The 16,164-nt window shown below is 72.3% G+C and carries 12 protein-coding genes; 4 read left to right on the top strand and 8 right to left on the bottom strand.

Features of this window, described 5'->3' with window-relative positions:
- The first annotated feature begins 829 nt into the window (after positions 1-829).
- The 3 genes from ettA to AB0D59_RS39295 are packed head-to-tail and all read left to right on the top strand — an operon-like array spanning position 830 to position 3,576.
- Positions 830-2,494: an energy-dependent translational throttle protein EttA gene (ettA, locus tag AB0D59_RS39305; protein ID WP_362575820.1), complete on the top strand. Its 1,665-nt coding sequence runs from the start codon at positions 830-832 to the stop codon at positions 2,492-2,494.
- 6 nt (positions 2,495-2,500) lie between these two features.
- A complete protein-coding gene (locus AB0D59_RS39300) occupies positions 2,501-2,911 on the top strand; it encodes a thioesterase family protein (RefSeq protein WP_351690947.1) in 411 nt (136 codons plus the stop codon).
- Positions 2,908-3,576 (top strand): hypothetical protein, encoded by a 669-nt coding sequence (locus tag AB0D59_RS39295; RefSeq protein WP_362575818.1) that lies wholly within the window; start codon positions 2,908-2,910, stop codon positions 3,574-3,576. The genes AB0D59_RS39300 and AB0D59_RS39295 overlap by 4 nt, the downstream gene beginning before the upstream one ends.
- A 14-nt stretch (positions 3,577-3,590) precedes the next feature.
- Here AB0D59_RS39295 and AB0D59_RS39290 read toward each other — a convergent pair whose 3' ends face one another.
- Positions 3,591-3,995, bottom strand: a complete 405-nt coding sequence (locus tag AB0D59_RS39290) for a globin (protein WP_362575816.1) — start codon at positions 3,993-3,995, stop codon at positions 3,591-3,593.
- A 79-nt stretch (positions 3,996-4,074) separates the two neighbouring features.
- Here AB0D59_RS39290 and AB0D59_RS39285 point away from each other — a divergent pair, with 79 nt between their 5' ends.
- Positions 4,075-5,094 (top strand): methyltransferase domain-containing protein, encoded by a 1,020-nt coding sequence (locus AB0D59_RS39285; RefSeq protein WP_362575814.1) that lies wholly within the window; start codon positions 4,075-4,077, stop codon positions 5,092-5,094.
- Positions 5,095-5,116: 22 nt separating this feature from the next.
- Here AB0D59_RS39285 and AB0D59_RS39280 read toward each other — a convergent pair whose 3' ends face one another.
- The 7 genes from AB0D59_RS39280 to AB0D59_RS39250 form a co-directional block, all read right to left on the bottom strand.
- Entirely contained in the window at positions 5,117-6,757 is a 1,641-nt protein-coding gene (locus tag AB0D59_RS39280) for an FHA domain-containing protein (protein ID WP_362575812.1), read from the bottom strand.
- A gap of 66 nt (positions 6,758-6,823) precedes the next feature.
- Positions 6,824-8,164, bottom strand: a complete 1,341-nt coding sequence (locus AB0D59_RS39275; protein ID WP_362575810.1) for a VWA domain-containing protein — start codon at positions 8,162-8,164, stop codon at positions 6,824-6,826.
- A 138-nt stretch (positions 8,165-8,302) separates the two neighbouring features.
- Entirely contained in the window at positions 8,303-9,655 is a 1,353-nt protein-coding gene (locus AB0D59_RS39270) for a PP2C family serine/threonine-protein phosphatase (protein ID WP_362575808.1), read from the bottom strand.
- A gap of 3 nt (positions 9,656-9,658) precedes the next feature.
- On the bottom strand, positions 9,659-12,214 hold the full coding sequence (locus AB0D59_RS39265) for a tetratricopeptide repeat protein (protein WP_362575806.1): 2,556 nt from the start codon (positions 12,212-12,214) through the stop codon (positions 9,659-9,661).
- A gap of 2 nt (positions 12,215-12,216) precedes the next feature.
- A complete protein-coding gene (locus tag AB0D59_RS39260; RefSeq protein ID WP_362575805.1) occupies positions 12,217-13,545 on the bottom strand; it encodes a hypothetical protein in 1,329 nt (442 codons plus the stop codon).
- Positions 13,546-13,591: 46 nt separating this feature from the next.
- Positions 13,592-14,629, bottom strand: coding sequence for a glutamate ABC transporter substrate-binding protein (locus AB0D59_RS39255; protein ID WP_362575803.1), 1,038 nt, complete (start codon positions 14,627-14,629; stop codon positions 13,592-13,594).
- 14 nt (positions 14,630-14,643) lie between these two features.
- Positions 14,644-16,005 carry a hypothetical protein gene (locus tag AB0D59_RS39250; protein WP_362575841.1) on the bottom strand — a complete coding sequence of 454 codons (1,362 nt, stop codon included), beginning with the start codon at positions 16,003-16,005 and terminating at the stop codon, positions 14,644-14,646.
- Positions 16,006-16,164: the final 159 nt, after the last annotated feature.

Raw genomic sequence — 16,164 nt, 5'->3', positions numbered from 1 at the left:
CGCCCCCCGGGGCCCCAACCGCGGGGCCCCCCGGTCGCCCCCCCCCCGCTACCCCCATCCGGCCCCCCGGGGGGGGGCGTGCTCCTCTTGCTCGTACGCGGGGCCCGATTTGAGGCGGTTGATGCCGCCGGTTGCACCCATGTTGCCGGTTGACCCCTGCAACCCCCTCTGACCTGCGGGTTTCCAAGTTGCCACGGTTTCCAGGGAGGGGGCCCTACGCGCACGCGCGCGTAGAGGGTGCCGGAAACTGCCATCACCCAGCGCTCCCATGGGGCCGTACGCAGCCGTTGATGACCCCGGGGGCCGTCCAGTCCACGCAGGGGGGTACAGGCGCCCTGAGGGGCGCTCACGGCCTTCGCCTCAACGGCGGTCGCCGTGCGAGCGTAGCGAGCCGCAAGGGTCGTGTGGCCGTAGGCCACCCCTTCTCGCTCTTCCCCATGGCGGCCCGACCGTCGGGCCCGATAGCGACCGGCGGCGCCCCTCGCAGAGGCGTCCAACGGCCCCATTCCGGAGGTCTGCCCAGATGGCTCGCTAACCGCTAACGTGCTGGTCACCTGCGGTTTTGGCCGCTGGCAGGGTCGCTAACGTTAGCGGTCTCTGCTGCTATCGCGAGAGACGGATCGGGGTCCCGAGCCGGGCCGGTTGTGGGCCGGTAAACGTCGACCAACGGCGACAGATGACGACCAACGACGACAGGTGTCGGGTGCGCCTCGAACGCTCCGCAGCAGGTCGGGGGCCCAGACCATGCGGGTTTCCCTCTAGGGGTGGCGGTACGGCAAGATGGGGTGTATCTGCCCACTGCCAGTTTCAAGCTGCCGGACGGTTTCTCTTGGCTGAGTTCATTTACACCATGCGCAAGGCGCGCAAAGCGCACGGCGACAAGGTGATCCTCGACAACGTCACCCTGAGCTTCCTGCCGGGGGCGAAGATCGGCGTCGTCGGCCCGAACGGCGCCGGTAAGTCGACCGTGCTGAAGATCATGGCGGGGCTGGAGCAGCCGTCCAACGGCGACGCCTTCCTCTCCCCCGGCTACAGCGTCGGCATCCTGATGCAGGAGCCCACGCTGAACGAGGCGAAGAACGTCCTGGAGAACGTCCAGGAGGGTGTCGCCGAGGTCAAGGGCAAGCTCGACCGGTTCAACGAGATCGCCGAGCTGATGGCGACCGACTACTCGGACGCGCTGCTCGACGAGATGGGCAAGCTCCAGGAGGAGCTGGACCACGCCAACGCCTGGGACCTCGACGCCCAGCTGGAGCAGGCCATGGACGCGCTGGGGTGCCCCCCGGGCGACTGGCCGGTCACCACCCTCTCCGGCGGTGAGCGCCGCCGCGTGGCCCTCTGCAAGCTCCTCCTCGAGGCCCCCGACCTGCTGCTCCTCGACGAGCCCACCAACCACCTCGACGCCGAGTCGGTGAACTGGCTGGAGCAGCACCTCGCCAAGTACGCGGGGACCGTGGTCGCGATCACTCACGACCGGTACTTCCTGGACAACGTCGCCGAGTGGATCCTCGAGCTCGACCGCGGCCGCGCCTACCCCTACGAGGGCAACTACTCCACGTACCTGGAGACCAAGGCGACCCGACTCAAGGTCGAGGGCCAGAAGGACGCCAAGCGGCAGAAGCGCCTCAAGGAAGAGCTGGAGTGGGTCCGCTCCAACGCCAAGGGGCGGCAGGCCAAGTCCAAGGCCCGTCTCGCGCGGTACGAGGAGATGGCCGCCGAGGCCGACAAGATGCGGAAGCTGGACTTCGAGGAGATCCAGATCCCGCCGGGCCCGCGCCTGGGCAGCGTGGTCGTGGAGGTCGACAAGCTCAACAAGGCCTTCGGTGAGAAGGTCCTGGTCGACGGGCTGAGCTTCACCCTGCCGCGCAACGGCATCGTCGGCGTGATCGGCCCGAACGGCGCCGGCAAGACCACGCTGTTCAAGATGATCCAGGGCCTGGAGACGCCGGACTCCGGTGACATCAAGGTCGGCGAGACCGTCAAGATCTCCTACGTCGACCAGAGCCGCGCCAACCTCGACCCGAAGAAGACGCTGTGGGAGGTCGTGTCCGACGGCCTCGACTACATCAACGTCGGCCAGGTCGAGATGCCCAGCCGGGCCTACGTGTCCGCGTTCGGCTTCAAGGGCCCGGACCAGCAGAAGCCGACCGCCGTCCTCTCCGGCGGTGAGCGCAACCGCCTCAACCTGGCGCTCACCCTCAAGCAGGGCGGCAACCTGCTGCTCCTCGACGAGCCGACCAACGACCTCGACGTCGAGACCCTCTCCAGCCTGGAGAACGCGCTCCTCGAGTTCCCGGGCTGCGCCGTGGTCGTCTCCCACGACCGCTGGTTCCTGGACCGGGTCGCCACCCACATCCTCGCCTACGAGGGCGAGTCCAAGTGGTTCTGGTTCGAGGGCAACTTCGAGTCGTACGAGAAGAACAAGATCGAGCGGCTCGGTCCGGACGCCGCCCGTCCGCACCGTGCCACCTACAAGAAGCTGACCCGGGGCTGATCGGACTTGCGTCACCACTACCGCTGCCCCCTGCGCTGGTCCGACATGGACGCCTACGGCCATGTCAACAACGCGGTCTTCATTCGCTACCTGGAGGAAGCCCGCATCGACTTCCTGTTCCGGCCGGAAAAGGATTTCAAGCAGGGGTCGGTGGTGGCACGCCACGAGATCGACTACAAGCGGCAGCTCGTCCACCGACACCACCCGGTGGACATCGAGCTGTGGATCACCGAGATCAGGGCCGCCTCCTTCACCATCACCTACGAGGTGAAGGACGACGACCTGATCTACGTACGGGCCTCCACGGTGGTCGTGCCCTTCGACTTCGAGACGGGCCGGCCGCGCCGGATCACCGCCGACGAGCGGGACTTCCTGGAGGAGTACCGGGACGACAAGGAGGAGGCCGTCGCCGCATGACGGTGCTCCACCTCGCCGACGACGGGGAGACGGCGGACCTCGCCGCCTTCCTCTCCCGGCTGCTGCACTACGACCGTTCGGCGGCGGTACGCCTCCAGGCGGCCGGCACCGCGCTGGCCGTCTTCGGGCGGCCGCCGTCCTTCGAGGTGCTGGCGATCCGCGCGGTGCGGCTCGCCAAGCCGTACGAGCAGGGTCTGGACGTCACGCTCGATGTGACCGTCTCGGCGGGGGAGTTGCTGGAGTCGGTGGACGAGCGGGCCGCCACGGCCGGAGTGCCGGCGGCGGTCACCGGCCCGCCGTGGGCGGGCGTACTGCCACCGCGCGGTGGCTGGCGGCCCGAGCCGGGACTGCCCGCGCCGCGGGCGCTGCAGGCCACGGTGGCGGCCGCGGTGGGTGAATTCCGGTCCCGTACGGCGGAGTTGGCGCCTCAGGGCCGTACCCGGGCCGAACTCGACCGGATCGGGCGGGACATCTGGTCCCGGACCGTGGGCGGCACCCGGCTTCCGGTACGGGCCGTGCACGCGGCCCAGTCGCTGCGCTTCCTGCGGCCGGACGACGAGGCCGTGCTGCTCTCCGCGGGGGCGTGGCTGCGGCTGCGCACGCCGTTCGGGTCGATCGCCGTACGGCAGGCGGGACTCGGGGCGCTGGACGTCAGCGTCCGCTGAACCGGCGCCCGCGGTCAGTCCGGGGTGTTCACCATCGAGGCGGCCGCGTAGGTGAGGTAGTTCCAGAGGGTCTCCCGGTGCTCGTCGGAGAGGCCCAGCTCGTCCACGGCCACCTGCATGTGCCGCAGCCAGGCGTCGTGCGCCGCCCGGTCCACGGTGAACGGGGCGTGCCGCATCCGCAGCCGGGGGTGGCCGCGGTTGTCGCTGTACGTCGTGGGGCCACCCCAGTACTGGATGAGGAACAGGGTGAGCCGCTCCTCGGCCGGACCCAGGTCCTCCTCCGGGTACATCGGCTTGAGCAGCGGGTCCTCGGCGACGCCCTCGTAGAAACGGTGGACCAGCCTGCGGAAGGTCTCCTCCCCGCCGACCTGCTCGTAGAAGGTCTTCTCCTGAAGCGTGCCGCGCCGAATCTCTCTCACCCCTACATGGTCTCAGACGCGGTGACCGAGGACTCAAGGCTTAGGACCCGCTGCGGGGGCGGGGTTCTAGTGTGGGCGCATGGGCACCCACGACTCCGGCACCTCGCAGACCTGGGGGACCTCGGAGATCCCGGAGATCCCGGACATCGAGGGGCTGGCCGCCGTGGCGCGGGGCGAGCTGGTGCGGGAGATCGACGCCGAGGGGGTCTGGGCGGCGGAGCCGGTGTGGCGGGAGGCCTTCGAGGCGGTGCCCCGGCATCTGTTCGTGCCGTACTACTACGTCGCCGGGGCACACGGCTATGAGCGCCGGTGGGGTGAGAGCGCCGATCCCGAGGCCCGGGAACGCTGGGTGCGCGGCGCCTACGAGGACGTTCCGCTGGCCACCCGGCTGCGCGACGGTCAGCTGCTGTCCTCCAGCAGCCAGCCCTCGCTGATGGCGCGGATGCTGGTCGCGCTGCGGGTGGCCGACGGCGACCGGGTGCTGGAGATCGGCGCCGGGACCGGGTACAACGCGGCGCTGCTGGCCCATCGGCTCGGCGACGACGATCTCGTCACCACGGTGGATGTGGATCCGGAGATCACCGAGTCGGCGCGGCTGCATCTGGCCGCGGCCGGTCACCGGCCGGCGGTCGTCACCGGGGACGGGGCGCGGGGCGTGCCCGAGCGGGCGCCGTTCGACCGGATCATCGCGACCTGTGCGCTGCCGAGCGTGCCGCCGGCGTGGGTCGCGCAGTGCGCGGCGGGGGCGCGGATTCTCGCGCCGGTGGCCACGGGGCTGCTGGCGCTTGCCGTACGGGGCGAGGGGTGTGCCGAGGGGCGGTTCCTGCCGTCGGGCGCGTTCTTCGTGCCGCTGCGCGGGGTGGAGCGGGCGGCGGCGGGGGAGGTGGGCGGGGTGCCGTCCCGGGCGCTCGAGGACGAGCTGTTCCAGTTCCTGATGGAGCTGACCCAGGGGGTGCTCAGCCCTCAAGAGGCCTATGAGGTCTGGGAGCGGGAGGGGATGCCCGGGCGCGAGCGGTACGGCGTCACGGTGGAGGGGGACCAGGAGTGGCTGTGGCTGGACGACCGGGAGGGGCCGTGGATCTGGCCCCTCCCGGTCTGAGCCCCGTACGGAGTGCTGCGGCTCAGCCCCGTCGAACAGTGATCGTCGTCCAGGCCCCTACGTGCACCCGGTCCCCGTCCTGCAACGGCACCGGGACGAACGGCTGGATCGGTTCCTCGCCGCCGTTCACCGTCGTGCCGTTCGTCGAGTTCTGGTCGACGACCGCCCAGCTGCCGTCCGGCTGCTGGACCAGGACCGCGTGCTGGTGCGAGACGCCCGGGTCCTCCGGCGGCACCGACAGGTCGATGTCGGGGATGTCACCGGTGGAGTGCCGGCGACGGCCGATGGTGACCTGGTTGCCGGCGAGCGTGCGCTGCTGCTCGGGCGAGTACGCGGGCAGGTTGAGGCCGGCCGCCTCCGGGCCCGAGCGCTGCATCATCGCCATGAAGTACTCGCGGTCCGGGCCGATCGTCGCCGTCCAGGTCGCCGGGCCCTGCGGGGCCTGCGGGAAGCCGGGACCGGCCGGGGCGGCGGGCTGCGGATAGCCGTAGCCGCCGGGGCGGGCGCCCGGGGCGGGCGCGCCGGGGCCGCCCGCCGGCGGGGAGATCACCCAGTCGTCGTCGGCACCGCCGAAGGAGGGGCCGCCGGCCGGGGGCCTGCCGGTCTCCTGCGGGTAGCCGGGAGGCGCGGGCGGGGCCGACTGCTGGAAGGCCCCGGGAGCACCACCGGTGGTCCCGCCGGGACCGCCGGGCGGCGGCGGAACCGGCGGCCGGGACGGGTCCCCGCCGCCGAAGGGACCGCCGGCCGGGCCACCGGAGGGGTCGCGGGTGAAGGGGCCGGAGGCCTGGCCGGGCCCGGGGGCGCTGCCGAAGGCGGAGGGGCCGCCCGCGTTCTGGCCCGGAGCGCCACCGAACGACGGCGGCGGAGCCGAAGGACCACGCTCACCACCGAAGGGCGGCGGCCCGGACTGGCCGCGCTCGCCACCGAACACCGGGGGCCCGGACTGTCCGCGGTCATTGCCGAAGGGCGAAGCTCCGGGCGGGCCGGGCTGGCCGCCGCGGTCGCCGCCGAACGCCGGGGGAGCGGGCGGGGCCGAGGGGTCGCCGCCGAAGGCCGGGGGCCCGGACTGGCCGCGGTCGCCACCGAACCCCGAAGGGCCGGACTGGCCGCGCTCGCCGCCGAAGGCCGGAGGCGCCGGGGGGCCCGACGGGCCGCCGCCGCGTTCGTTCGCGAACGGGGTCGGGCCCGAGGGCTCGCTGCCGAAGGAGGGGATCGGCTCGGCCGGGCGGTTCATCTGGGAGGGACGCGAGCCCTGGTACTCGTACGAGTCGGTGTTCCCGCCGTACGACGGCGGGGTGGGCGGCCGGAAGGTCGGCGCGGCCGGGCCGCCGCCCGCGGGCGGGCGCGGGGCGGCCGGGGTGTACGAGGTGGCCGTGTTGGTCAGGAAGTTCCAGCGGCATTCCTCGCAGAACGGCGCACCGCCCTCCCGGGGCGTGCGGCACTGCGGGCACAGCTCCGGCTCATGCGCGTTCGGCACGGCGGACAGATGCCGGCCACCGGCGGGACCGCCGGCCGGGGCGCCGGGCACGGGCGGCGGGAAGCCGTAGCCGCCGGCGGTCGGCGGGGGCGGAGGCGGCGGGGGCACGGCACCGGCCATGCGGTGACCGCACACCTCGCACCAGTCGTCGGAACCCGACTGGTGTCCGTTCGGGCAGGTCGGCATGTCGGTGGTTCCCTCTCTGTCAGGTTCGTCCTGAGCCTGTCTGGGTGTCCTGCGTGTGCTGCTAGGTCACTTCTTTACACGAACAGTCTTTGTGGACCGGGTTTCGAGAGTCATCTCGTCGGCCTCCGCAACCTTCGCTTTCAATCGCACAGTACCTGTCGCGGCGTCGACCACGTCCACCACCTTCGCAAGCAGTTTCGCAGTATCCGCGTTCCCTGAGGCGCTGGCGAGCTGAACGGCCCGGCCCAGTTTGGCCGTTGCTCCGTCCATATCGCCCGCTTTGCGAAGATCCAGCCCTTGTTGGATGGCTTGTGCCAGTTCGGCCTGGCCGGTGTAGTGGGCGACTTGGGGGTTGATGGAGGTCGAGGCGACCATGTCGTCCGTCCACACCGCCCTGACCAGCCCCTGCGCGCCCAGGTTCTGGACGCTGCCATCGGTCTGCGGCACCACCAAGGACACCCGGGCGGCGAGCATTTCCTGGCCGAGGCCGGCCGTGGGGACCTCCACGCAGACGTGGTAGTCCCGGGACTCGTCGCCCCAGGAGCCGGTCGGATAGTCCCCGGCACGCGGCCCGGCCTCGGTGCGGCGGCCGGTCAACTCCTCGACCGTGGGCGCCACTTGCTTGACGAACTTGATCGTCGTGCCGACCGGGGTCCACAGCCGCAGCGCGACGTCCGCGACCTCCTTGCCCATCGCCGTCTCCATCATCTGCGTGAAGTCGGCGGCCAGGCCCGTGGGGTCGGCGACGATGTCGGCGGTGCCGAGCAGCGCGGAGGCTATCCCTGTGACTTCTTTCACTTCCCAGTCGGTGCCCACGCCGCGGGCGTCACAGGTGAACCGTCCGGCGCAGGAGTCCAGGGCGGCCTTGAGATCCTCCGGCGACTCGTGCTCGTTGCGGCCGTCGGTCAGCAGGATGCCGTGCCGGATCGCGACGTCCGCCGAGGACAGCAGCCGGTCGGCCAGGCGCAGCCAGGTCCCGATCGCCGTACCGCCGCCCGCGCTCAGCCTGCGCAGCGCCTGCTTGGCCTGCTCCCGGGTGGTGCGGTCGGCCACCGCGAGCCGGCCGCCGCCCGGGTAGACCTCCTTGGCGATGTGCGTGCCGCCGATCACCGCGAAGTGGGTGCCGTCGCGCAGGGTGTCGATCGCGGCCGCCGTGGCGTCCCGGGCGTTGCGCATCTTGGTCGGCGGGTAGTCCATCGAACCCGAGCAGTCGACCATGATCGCCACCCCGGCGGCCGGCCCCTGCCCGGGTGCGTACGACGGTCCCGCCACGCTCCCGACGGTGCCGCCGCCGGTCGACGTCACCGTGACGATCGCGTTGACCTCGCGGCCGCCGTCCGGCAGGTACTCGTTCTGGTACACGTCCACCGAGAACTGCGGCACGTTCGACTTCGAGAAATTGGCCATGACTGCTCTGGTCCCCCTCCACCCCACGCGTGGTGGGTGCTGACGGTGTGCGGACCGGTCCCCTCCGGTCCGCCGGTGCTTCCCTGTGCTGCCCGTGCCCCGTTCGTGAATCCCCGTTTACGGCCGTTTTGCGCGGCCTCAGGCGGATCCTGCCCCCTGCGGCGGCGCCGGGAACGGGAGCAGCGCCACTGTTACGTTGTCGTGGCCCCCGCCGTCCAGGGCGTGCCCGACCAGGACCCGGGCCGCGTGCAGCGGCCGCAGGGCCGCGTCGGCGGGGACGACCTCGGACATCTCCTCGGCCGACTCCGCGTAGTTCCACAGGCCGTCCGTGCACACCACCACCACACCAGGCCGGTCCGGCTTGAAGGAAGCGGTGTGCGGCTCCAGTTCGTAGGCGTCCGCGCCGAGCCAGCCGGTGATCGCGTGCGCGCGCTCGTCGGCGTACGCCTCGGCCTCGCTCATCAGCCCCGCGGCCACCATCTGTGCCGCCCAGGAGTCGTCCTCGGTGAGCCGGGCCGGCGGTGCGCCGCGGTCCACCGGCACCCAGTAGGCGCGGCTGTCGCCGACCCAGCCGACCACCAGCAGGCCCGCGGCGACGATCGAGGCGACGATCGTGCACGCCGGGGCGTTCTGGTGCGGGCTGTGCTCGCGGGCCGCCGGCGGCTCCTCGGCGAGGGCGTTGACGGCCTGGGAGGCGACGACGATCGCCTCGTGCATCGCCGCTTGCGGATGCGTGCCCTGCCCCAGCGCGGCCAGCAGCGCCTCGCTCGCGGCCCGGGAGGCGGCCAGCGAGGCCTCGTCGGGGCGGGTCGCCGAGGAGACGCCGTCGCAGACGACCGCGAGCACCGCCGGGGTCCCGTCGGGCAGCGCGGTACGGCCGACGGTGAACGCGTCCTCGTTGCGGTGGTGGCGCAGCCCGCGGTCGCTGACGGCGGCCACCGGGCCCACCTCCTGCTCCATGTGGTCGCGTTCGCGCGGCTGCGCGTGCCCGCAGTTCTCGCAGTAGCCGTCGTCGTCGACCCGGCCCGCCCGGCAGGCCACGCAGACCTTCGGCAGCTCGGTGGTCTCGGCGGTCTCGGTGGTCTCCGTGGCGGAGGCGGCCACCCGCGGGTCCGGCGCCTGGAGCGCGTAGTCGTCGTCGGGCTCCGGCGGCCGGTCGAAACGCACCCCGGCGGCCGGCGACACCGGCGAGCCGTGCGGCGCCGAACCAGGCGAGCCGTGCGGCGGCGAACCCGGCAGCGGCTTGCCGCCCGAGTCCGTGCCGGGCAGATCCGTCGGCAGATGGGCCGACGGCGGGCCGGAGCTGTCCGGCTCGGGTGGTGGCCAGTCCACGCCGGAGGCGCCCATGGTGAGGGTCGGGTGGTCCTGCGGCTCGGCGGGCACGGCCGACAGGTCGTACCCGCACGCACCGCAGAACAGGTCACCCGATTCGAGCGGCTCCGCGCAGCTCGGGCACTTCGCCGGTGCGGCCTGCTGGGGCATCTGCGACATCAACTACACCCACGTCCGGGGGCGGTAACGGTTGGCCCGTTCCACCAGGTCGATCCTCTCCTCACCGCCGGTCGCCAGTCTGGCCAGCGTGCGGTACGAGCGCTCCAGGCCGAAGCGGAGGCCCCGCTCGTCCAGACCGCTGCCGAGCAGCACCCGGCCACCGCCACCGGCGGCGGGCTGGGCGTCCTGGCCTCCGGAGAGTATCCAGTCCAGCGCGCAGCCGAGGACTTCCGCCGACAACTGCTCGCGCCGTGCCGGATCCAGACCGTATGCGTCCAGCGCCTCGATCTGCCCGGCGGCGGCCGTCAGGTCCTCCAGGAACGGCGTGTCGTCGGGCGTCGCGGTCCGGTGCCGCAGCCGCGCCCGTACGGCCGCCACCCGGGCCGCCGTGTAGTGGATCGACGCCTCCGGCACCGACTCCAGCGTACGCACCGCCCCGTGCCGGTCCCCGGCCGCCAGCCGCACCCGGGCCAGGCCGAAGGCGGAGCTCACGAAGCCCGGGTCGGTCGCCCACACCAGCCGGTAGTACTCGGCCGAGTTGTCCAGCTGCCCGAGCACCTCCGCGCACAGGCCGAGCGCCAGCTTGGGCGCGGTCTCGCCGGGGAAGGCGTCGTAGATCGCGTCGAAGGACAGCGCGGCGCCCTCGAAGTCGCCGGTGACCAGGGCGGCCACGCCCCGGTACCAGACCACCCGCCAGTCGTCGGGCCGCTCCGCCTCCAGCTCGCCGAGCGCGGTCAGGGCGGGTTCCTGCTCGCCGCTCTCCAGCCGGGCGCGGACCTGGCGCAGCCGGGTCTCCACGGTCTGCGCCGGCGCGCCGGCCAGCGCCCCGATCAGTTCGCCCGGCGCCGAGGTCATCATCAGGCCCGCCAGGAACCCGGCGTTCGGGTCGCTCTGGTCGACCAGCGGGACCGGCAGGGCGAGTGCGGCGGCCGGGGTGGCGACCGGCCGGACCAGGGCGGGGGAGACCGGGGCGCCCCCGTCGGCAGGGCCGCCCGCGGGGCGGCCGTCGCCGGCCGGTGCCCCGCCCGCTCCCGGTGGCTCCAGGGCGAGCGTTCTTGAGGCCACCGCCCGCCCCCCGAGCCGGGACACGTCACCGGCCAGCTTCGGGAACAGCTCCGTGTCCGTGACCTTGACCTCGGGCCCGAACAGCGTCGACAGCGCGGGCCGGGCCTTGCCGGTCTGCACCGACACGACCTCGCGCAGCACGCCCGTCAGCTGCTCGGCCATCTCCTGGGCGGAGGCGAACCGGCGGGCCGGGTCGGGATCGGTGGCCCGGACCAGCAGCCGGTAGAAGGACTCGTACTGCCGGAACACCTCGATGTTGTCCGGGTCGGGCAGCGAGTCCACGAAGACGGTCGTGTAGCCCTGGAAGTCGAACGTGAGGACCGCGAGGGTGCGGCCGACCGTGTAGAGGTCGGAGGCGACCGACGGGCCGACCTCGGCGACCTCCGGGGCCTGGTAGCCGACCGTGCCGTAGATCGCCGACTCGTCGTCGTCCATGCGGCGCACCGCGCCCATGTCGATCAGCTTGAGCTGGTCCTCGGTCTGGATGGCGTTGTCGACCTTGAAGTCGCAGTACAGCAGGTTGCGGTTGTGCAGATGGCCGAGGGCCTCGAGCGCCTCGATGCCGTAGGCGCAGGCCTGCTCCACCGGCAGCGGGTCCCGGCGGCCCTCCGGGGTACGCCGGTCGTTGGCGATCTCCTTGAGGGACTTGCCGCCGACGTACTCCATGACGATGTAGCCGTCGAGGGAGCCGGTGCGCTGGTCCAGATGCTCCACGAAGTTGTAGATCCGCACGATGTTGGAGTGCTCGATCTCCGCGAGGAACCGCCGCTCGGAGATCGCGGCGGCCATCGCGTCCTCGTCGCCGGTGTCGAGCAGGCCCTTGAGTACCACCCAGCGGTCGGACACCGCCCGGTCCACGGCCAGGTAGATCCAGCCCAGGCCACCGTGTGCGATACAGCCCACGACCTCGTACTGGCCGTGCACGACGTCCCCGGCCTTCAGCTTCGGCACGAACGAGTACGGGTTGCCGCACTTGGTGCAGAACCCCTCCGTCCGGCCCGGCCGGTCACCACGGCCCCGCCCGACCGGCGCCCCGCAGTCCGAGCGCGAGCAGAACCGCTTCCGCTCGGGCACCTCGGGGTTCTCGAGGACCATCTCGCGCGGGTCCGGCTTCGGCACCTGCGGGACCGTGACCAGCCCCGCGCCCAGCCGGCTGCGCCCCGACCCGCTGGTCGACGAGCCGGAGCTGCGCACCGACACCGAACGGCCCGTCGACTTGCCCGACAGGGACCGCGAGAGCCGCCCGGAGACCGAGCGCCGCGACTTCGACGACTGCGACGACGTACGCGAACTGCGGCTGCTGGAAGGCGAACTCCCGCTGCTCGCCGAGGACCGGCCGCCGGCCGTGATCCCGGTGGGCGGCGAGCCGACCATCCCGGTCGCCGAGACGACCGGGGCCAGACCGCAGGTGTCGCAGTACAGCTCACCGCCGCCGACGTCCTCGTACGTCCCCTCGCAGCCCGGCCGCTGGCACGTCTGTCCCGCCTGACTCATGGCTACTGCTCTCCCCTACGGTCCTCGGGCCCGCTCTGCTGCGGCACCCGCGGCGCGGCCAGCGCCTCGGCCGCCGCCTGCTGATAGCGCAGCACCGCCTGCTCCGCGACCCGCAGGTCGCAGGGCGCGCTCCACAGCATCCGCCGGGCCGCGTCGTACCGCTCGATCAGGAACGGATCCTCCGCCAGCCCGTGCCGGGCCACCTTCGCCTTGTACGCGTCCAGCCGGCCGCGCAGCTCCGCGCGTACCGCCAGCGGCGCGGTGACCGCCGTCAACGACTCACGCGCGCGCAGCAGTTCGTCCTCCGCCTTCTGCTCCAGGGACTCCAGGAGCGGCGACAGCCGGTGCCACTGGGCCGTTCTGCGGTACTCGGCGGCCGTCGCCAGCTGCTCCTGGAGCGCGGTCGGCGGGCCGCTGACCACCGGCACCTCGGTCGCCGCGATCTTCGCCAGCACCTCGCCGCGCGCGGTGCGCGCCTCGGCGAGGGTGCGGTCCGCACGGGACAGCACGTCCCGCAGCCTGATCAGCCGGGCCTCCGCGTCCTGCCGTACGGTCAGCACGGCGTCGATCTCCCGCCGTACCTCCTCCAGCGCCTGCGCCTCCCGGTCGTAGACCGTGGTGTCCGGCCGGCCGCCGCCCGGCGCCGAACTCCCCTGCGCCGGCACCCAGAAGCCCAGCGGGTCCGACACGACGTCCTCACGGAGCCTGGTCAGGGTGCGGGTGATCCGCTCCAGGTCGTCGCCCGCCGGGTGCTCGCCCGGACGCACCCCGACGGAGTGCGCCAGCTTGCGGGTGCGCTGCAGCTCGGCGGCGAGTAAATCGATCCGCGCGGGCAGCGCCGACCACACCGCGTCGGCGGTGACGACCATGTCCAGCGAGGTCGCGTACAGCTCGTTCATCCGGTCGACCAGGGTCACCAGCGAGAAGCGCTCGCTGAGCCGGCCGGCCGCCGACAGCAGCGTCGGCGCGTTCGCCGTCGCCGTGGCGCTGCCCGCCACCGTCACCGAGTCGCCGCGCAGCAGTTCGGTCAGCTCCACCAGGTCCTCACGGCTGGACCAGCGGCGCCGCGCCCTGATCTCCCGGGCGCTGCGCAACGCGTCCGTGTACGCGTCGAAGTACGCCCACAGCAGGGTGATCGACGCGTCGGCGGTCGTCCACCGCTCCCGGGTGGTCCCGGTCAGCTCGGCGCCTTCGAGGAGCCTGCGGCCCGCGTGGTCCTGCAGGGCGAGCAGCGAGGTCTCGATCGCCTCGTGCTCCGCGCCGAGCCGCGCCAGCGCACGGTCCACCTCGTCCCGGTCCATCACCGGCCCGGCGGGGTCCGTGACGCCCATCGATCACCTCTCGCTTGCTTGTCGGGGCTGGGCCGGCGGATGCGGGTCAGCTCTTGAGCAGGTACTGCTGCGGCGAGGGAGGTTTCGACGCCGTCGAGTCCGGACCAAGTGTCGCCGACAGCCAAGTGCCGTACGACGCCTGCCAGCCGTCGGCCCGGTAGTCCACCAGGATCTGGTTGACCCGGCGTACCAGATCCTTCGCCTTCTTGTTCATCGCCACGCCGTAGTACTCGGTGGTGAACGCGGGGCCCTTCAGCTCGACCGTCGGGTCCTGGGCGGCCTGGCTGGCGGCCAGCGCACCGTCGGTGATCACCGCGTCGACCTCGCCGAGCTGCAGCCGCACCAGACAGTCGAGCTGGTTGGGGACGCGGGTGATCGCGACCGAGGAGGGCAGCCTGCCGGAGTCCTTGTCGGCGGTCACCCTGTCGTCCGCCGTCGAACCGTCCGCCGTGCACACCCTCTTGTTCGCGAGCGTCGCGTCGTACCCCTTGATCGGCGACGACTTGGGCGCCAGCACCTGCTGACCGGTCTTGAAGTACGGCGCGGAGAACGCGACCTCCTTCAGCCGGTCGCAGTTGATGGTCATCGTGCGCACCACCATGTCGACGGTGCCCTTCTGGAGCGCCAGTATCCGCTGGCTGGTCGGAATCGCCTTGAACGTCACGGCGTCGGGGTCGCCGAGGATGTCCTGGGCGATCCTGTGCACCAGGTCGATGTCGAAACCCTCCAGGTCCGCCTCCGAGTTGTTCGGGTTGCGGTAGCCCCAGCGGTAGCTGTTCTGGTCGACGCCGACGATCAACTTCCGTTGGCCGGGCCGCGCCTTGATGGCGTCGATCGTCGCACCGTCCGCGCCCGACGGCTCCCAGGTCTCGTTCTGTGCCTCGGAGTCCTTGCAGTCGTCGGCCTTCGCCTGACTGCCGGTCGCCACGCCCTGTCCGCCGAGCCCGGCCTCGCTGTCGTCCTCACCACGCGACTGGGTGAGGGGCAGCAGCAGGACGAACGCCAGCGCCAGAACGCAGCCGACCGCCATCGCGCCCACCCCGCCCCAGCCGCGCAGGGAGGCCCTCATCCTCCGCACGAACATGGCCACGCCCCCTCTCACCGGTACTCCGAAAGCCTGCGTCCGATGCCGAACAGCGCACCCGCCGCCGCCGCGACTCCCAGCATGGCGGCCCCGATCGGCAGCCCCGACATCGCGTCCAGCCCGTCGGCGGCCCGTTCCTCGAACTCGTGATCCTCGTGCACCAACGCGGTCTTCAGGTTGTTGTCGACGCTGACGAAGCACTCGGCGGTCGCGCCGTCCGTGCCGATCACCTTGTCCAGCGCCGCCTGGTAGTCGCCGTTCTCGTCCGCGTCGCGGGCGGCGGTGTGCCGCTTCTTCCACACCTGCATGTTCCCCTCGGCCGCCACCACAGGCTTGCTGCCGGCCGAATCGTCCGCGAGTTCCGCGGCCTGGGTGAGGCCCTTGCCGAGGTCGGCCATGTCCTCGTCGAAGTGGTAGTAGTACGTGTCGTACGACTTCTTGTCGACCGTGATGGTCTCGGCGCCGCGCGCCACCAGGCTCAGGTTCTCGTTCCCCCGCGCGTTCAGCGAGGCGATCTGGGCGTTGTGCAGCACGTTCAGCGAGCGGACGCCGTGGTCGTAGGAGCCGTTCAGGCCGACGCGGGCGACGGTGTGGCCGACGACCAGCCACAGCAGCGTGATGACGGTGGCCGCCGAGGCCGCCACCAGGCCGTGGTTCAGCACGCGGTTGGTGCGGCGGTAGTGACGCAGCTGGGCCCAGCCGAGCGCGGCGAGTGCGAGGAGGCCGAGGACTATGGCCGCCCACGGGTACGGGGTCGCGTCCGCGTAGTCGGACGACAGCCGCGCGTTCTCCTTCTTGTAGAGATCTTCCGCCGCCGGGAGCATCTCGTCCTGCATCTTGTCGTTCGCGTACCGCAGGTAGGCGCCGCCGACCGGGTAGCCCTGCCGGTTGTAGACCCTGGCCCGCTCGACGAGCCCCTTGTACTCCGGGAGCAGCTTGTTCAGCTTCGCCACGGCCGCCTCGGCGGGCGAGCCGGGTTCGGAGTTGGCGGCGGCGGTGACCAGCCCGGCGGCGGCCGTGCGGATGTCCTTCTCGTAGGTCTCGCGGGAGGCGGCCGTCTCCTGACCACCCGCCAGAAACCCGCTGGAGGCCGCGGTGTTGGCGTCCGCCAGGGAGCGGTATATCTCGGCCGCGCCGGAGCTGAGCGGCTGGCTGCGGTGCAGCACGTCGTCGGCGGCGGCCGCGCGGTCGGTCATCTGCCAGGCGGTGACGGCACCGAAGGCGACGATCAGGACGGCCAGGACGGCGCCGATGAGCCGGAGCCGGCCGGGCTCGGTGGTGACGGCGGCGCGCACCTGCTCGACGCCCTCCGCGAAGGCGCTGCGGCGCGGGGGCGTTGCCTCGGGCGTGGGGGAGCCGGCCCGCTGTGCGGGCAGGACGGTACCTGCGCCTGGCGGTGCCGCGCTCTTCGTCGGCGGGTGTGTCACTTGACCTCCCCCATGGTCATCCGGTCACCGCCCAGTATCGCTGTCCGGACCGACATTCGGCACCGGCCGTCACTGGATCTTGATCCGATCGCAGCGGAACCCCTGCCC

The sequence above is a fragment of the Streptomyces sp. NPDC048417 genome (assembly GCF_040651615.1).
GTDB lineage: Bacteria > Actinomycetota > Actinomycetes > Streptomycetales > Streptomycetaceae > Streptomyces.
The sequence above is the reverse complement of the archived record's forward strand: the minus strand, read 5'-3'. Positions and strand labels throughout refer to the sequence as shown.

Coding starts and splice junctions, on each gene's coding strand:
- AB0D59_RS39295 (WP_362575818.1), top strand. CDS start 2,908: ATGACGGTGCTCCACCTCGCCGACGACGGGGAGACGGCGGACCTCGCC.
- AB0D59_RS39285 (WP_362575814.1), top strand. CDS start 4,075: ATGGGCACCCACGACTCCGGCACCTCGCAGACCTGGGGGACCTCGGAG.
- AB0D59_RS39280 (WP_362575812.1), bottom strand. CDS start 6,757: ATGCCGACCTGCCCGAACGGACACCAGTCGGGTTCCGACGACTGGTGC.
- AB0D59_RS39275 (WP_362575810.1), bottom strand. CDS start 8,164: ATGGCCAATTTCTCGAAGTCGAACGTGCCGCAGTTCTCGGTGGACGTG.
- AB0D59_RS39270 (WP_362575808.1), bottom strand. CDS start 9,655: ATGTCGCAGATGCCCCAGCAGGCCGCACCGGCGAAGTGCCCGAGCTGC.
- AB0D59_RS39265 (WP_362575806.1), bottom strand. CDS start 12,214: ATGAGTCAGGCGGGACAGACGTGCCAGCGGCCGGGCTGCGAGGGGACG.
- AB0D59_RS39260 (WP_362575805.1), bottom strand. CDS start 13,545: ATGGGCGTCACGGACCCCGCCGGGCCGGTGATGGACCGGGACGAGGTG.
- AB0D59_RS39255 (WP_362575803.1), bottom strand. CDS start 14,629: ATGTTCGTGCGGAGGATGAGGGCCTCCCTGCGCGGCTGGGGCGGGGTG.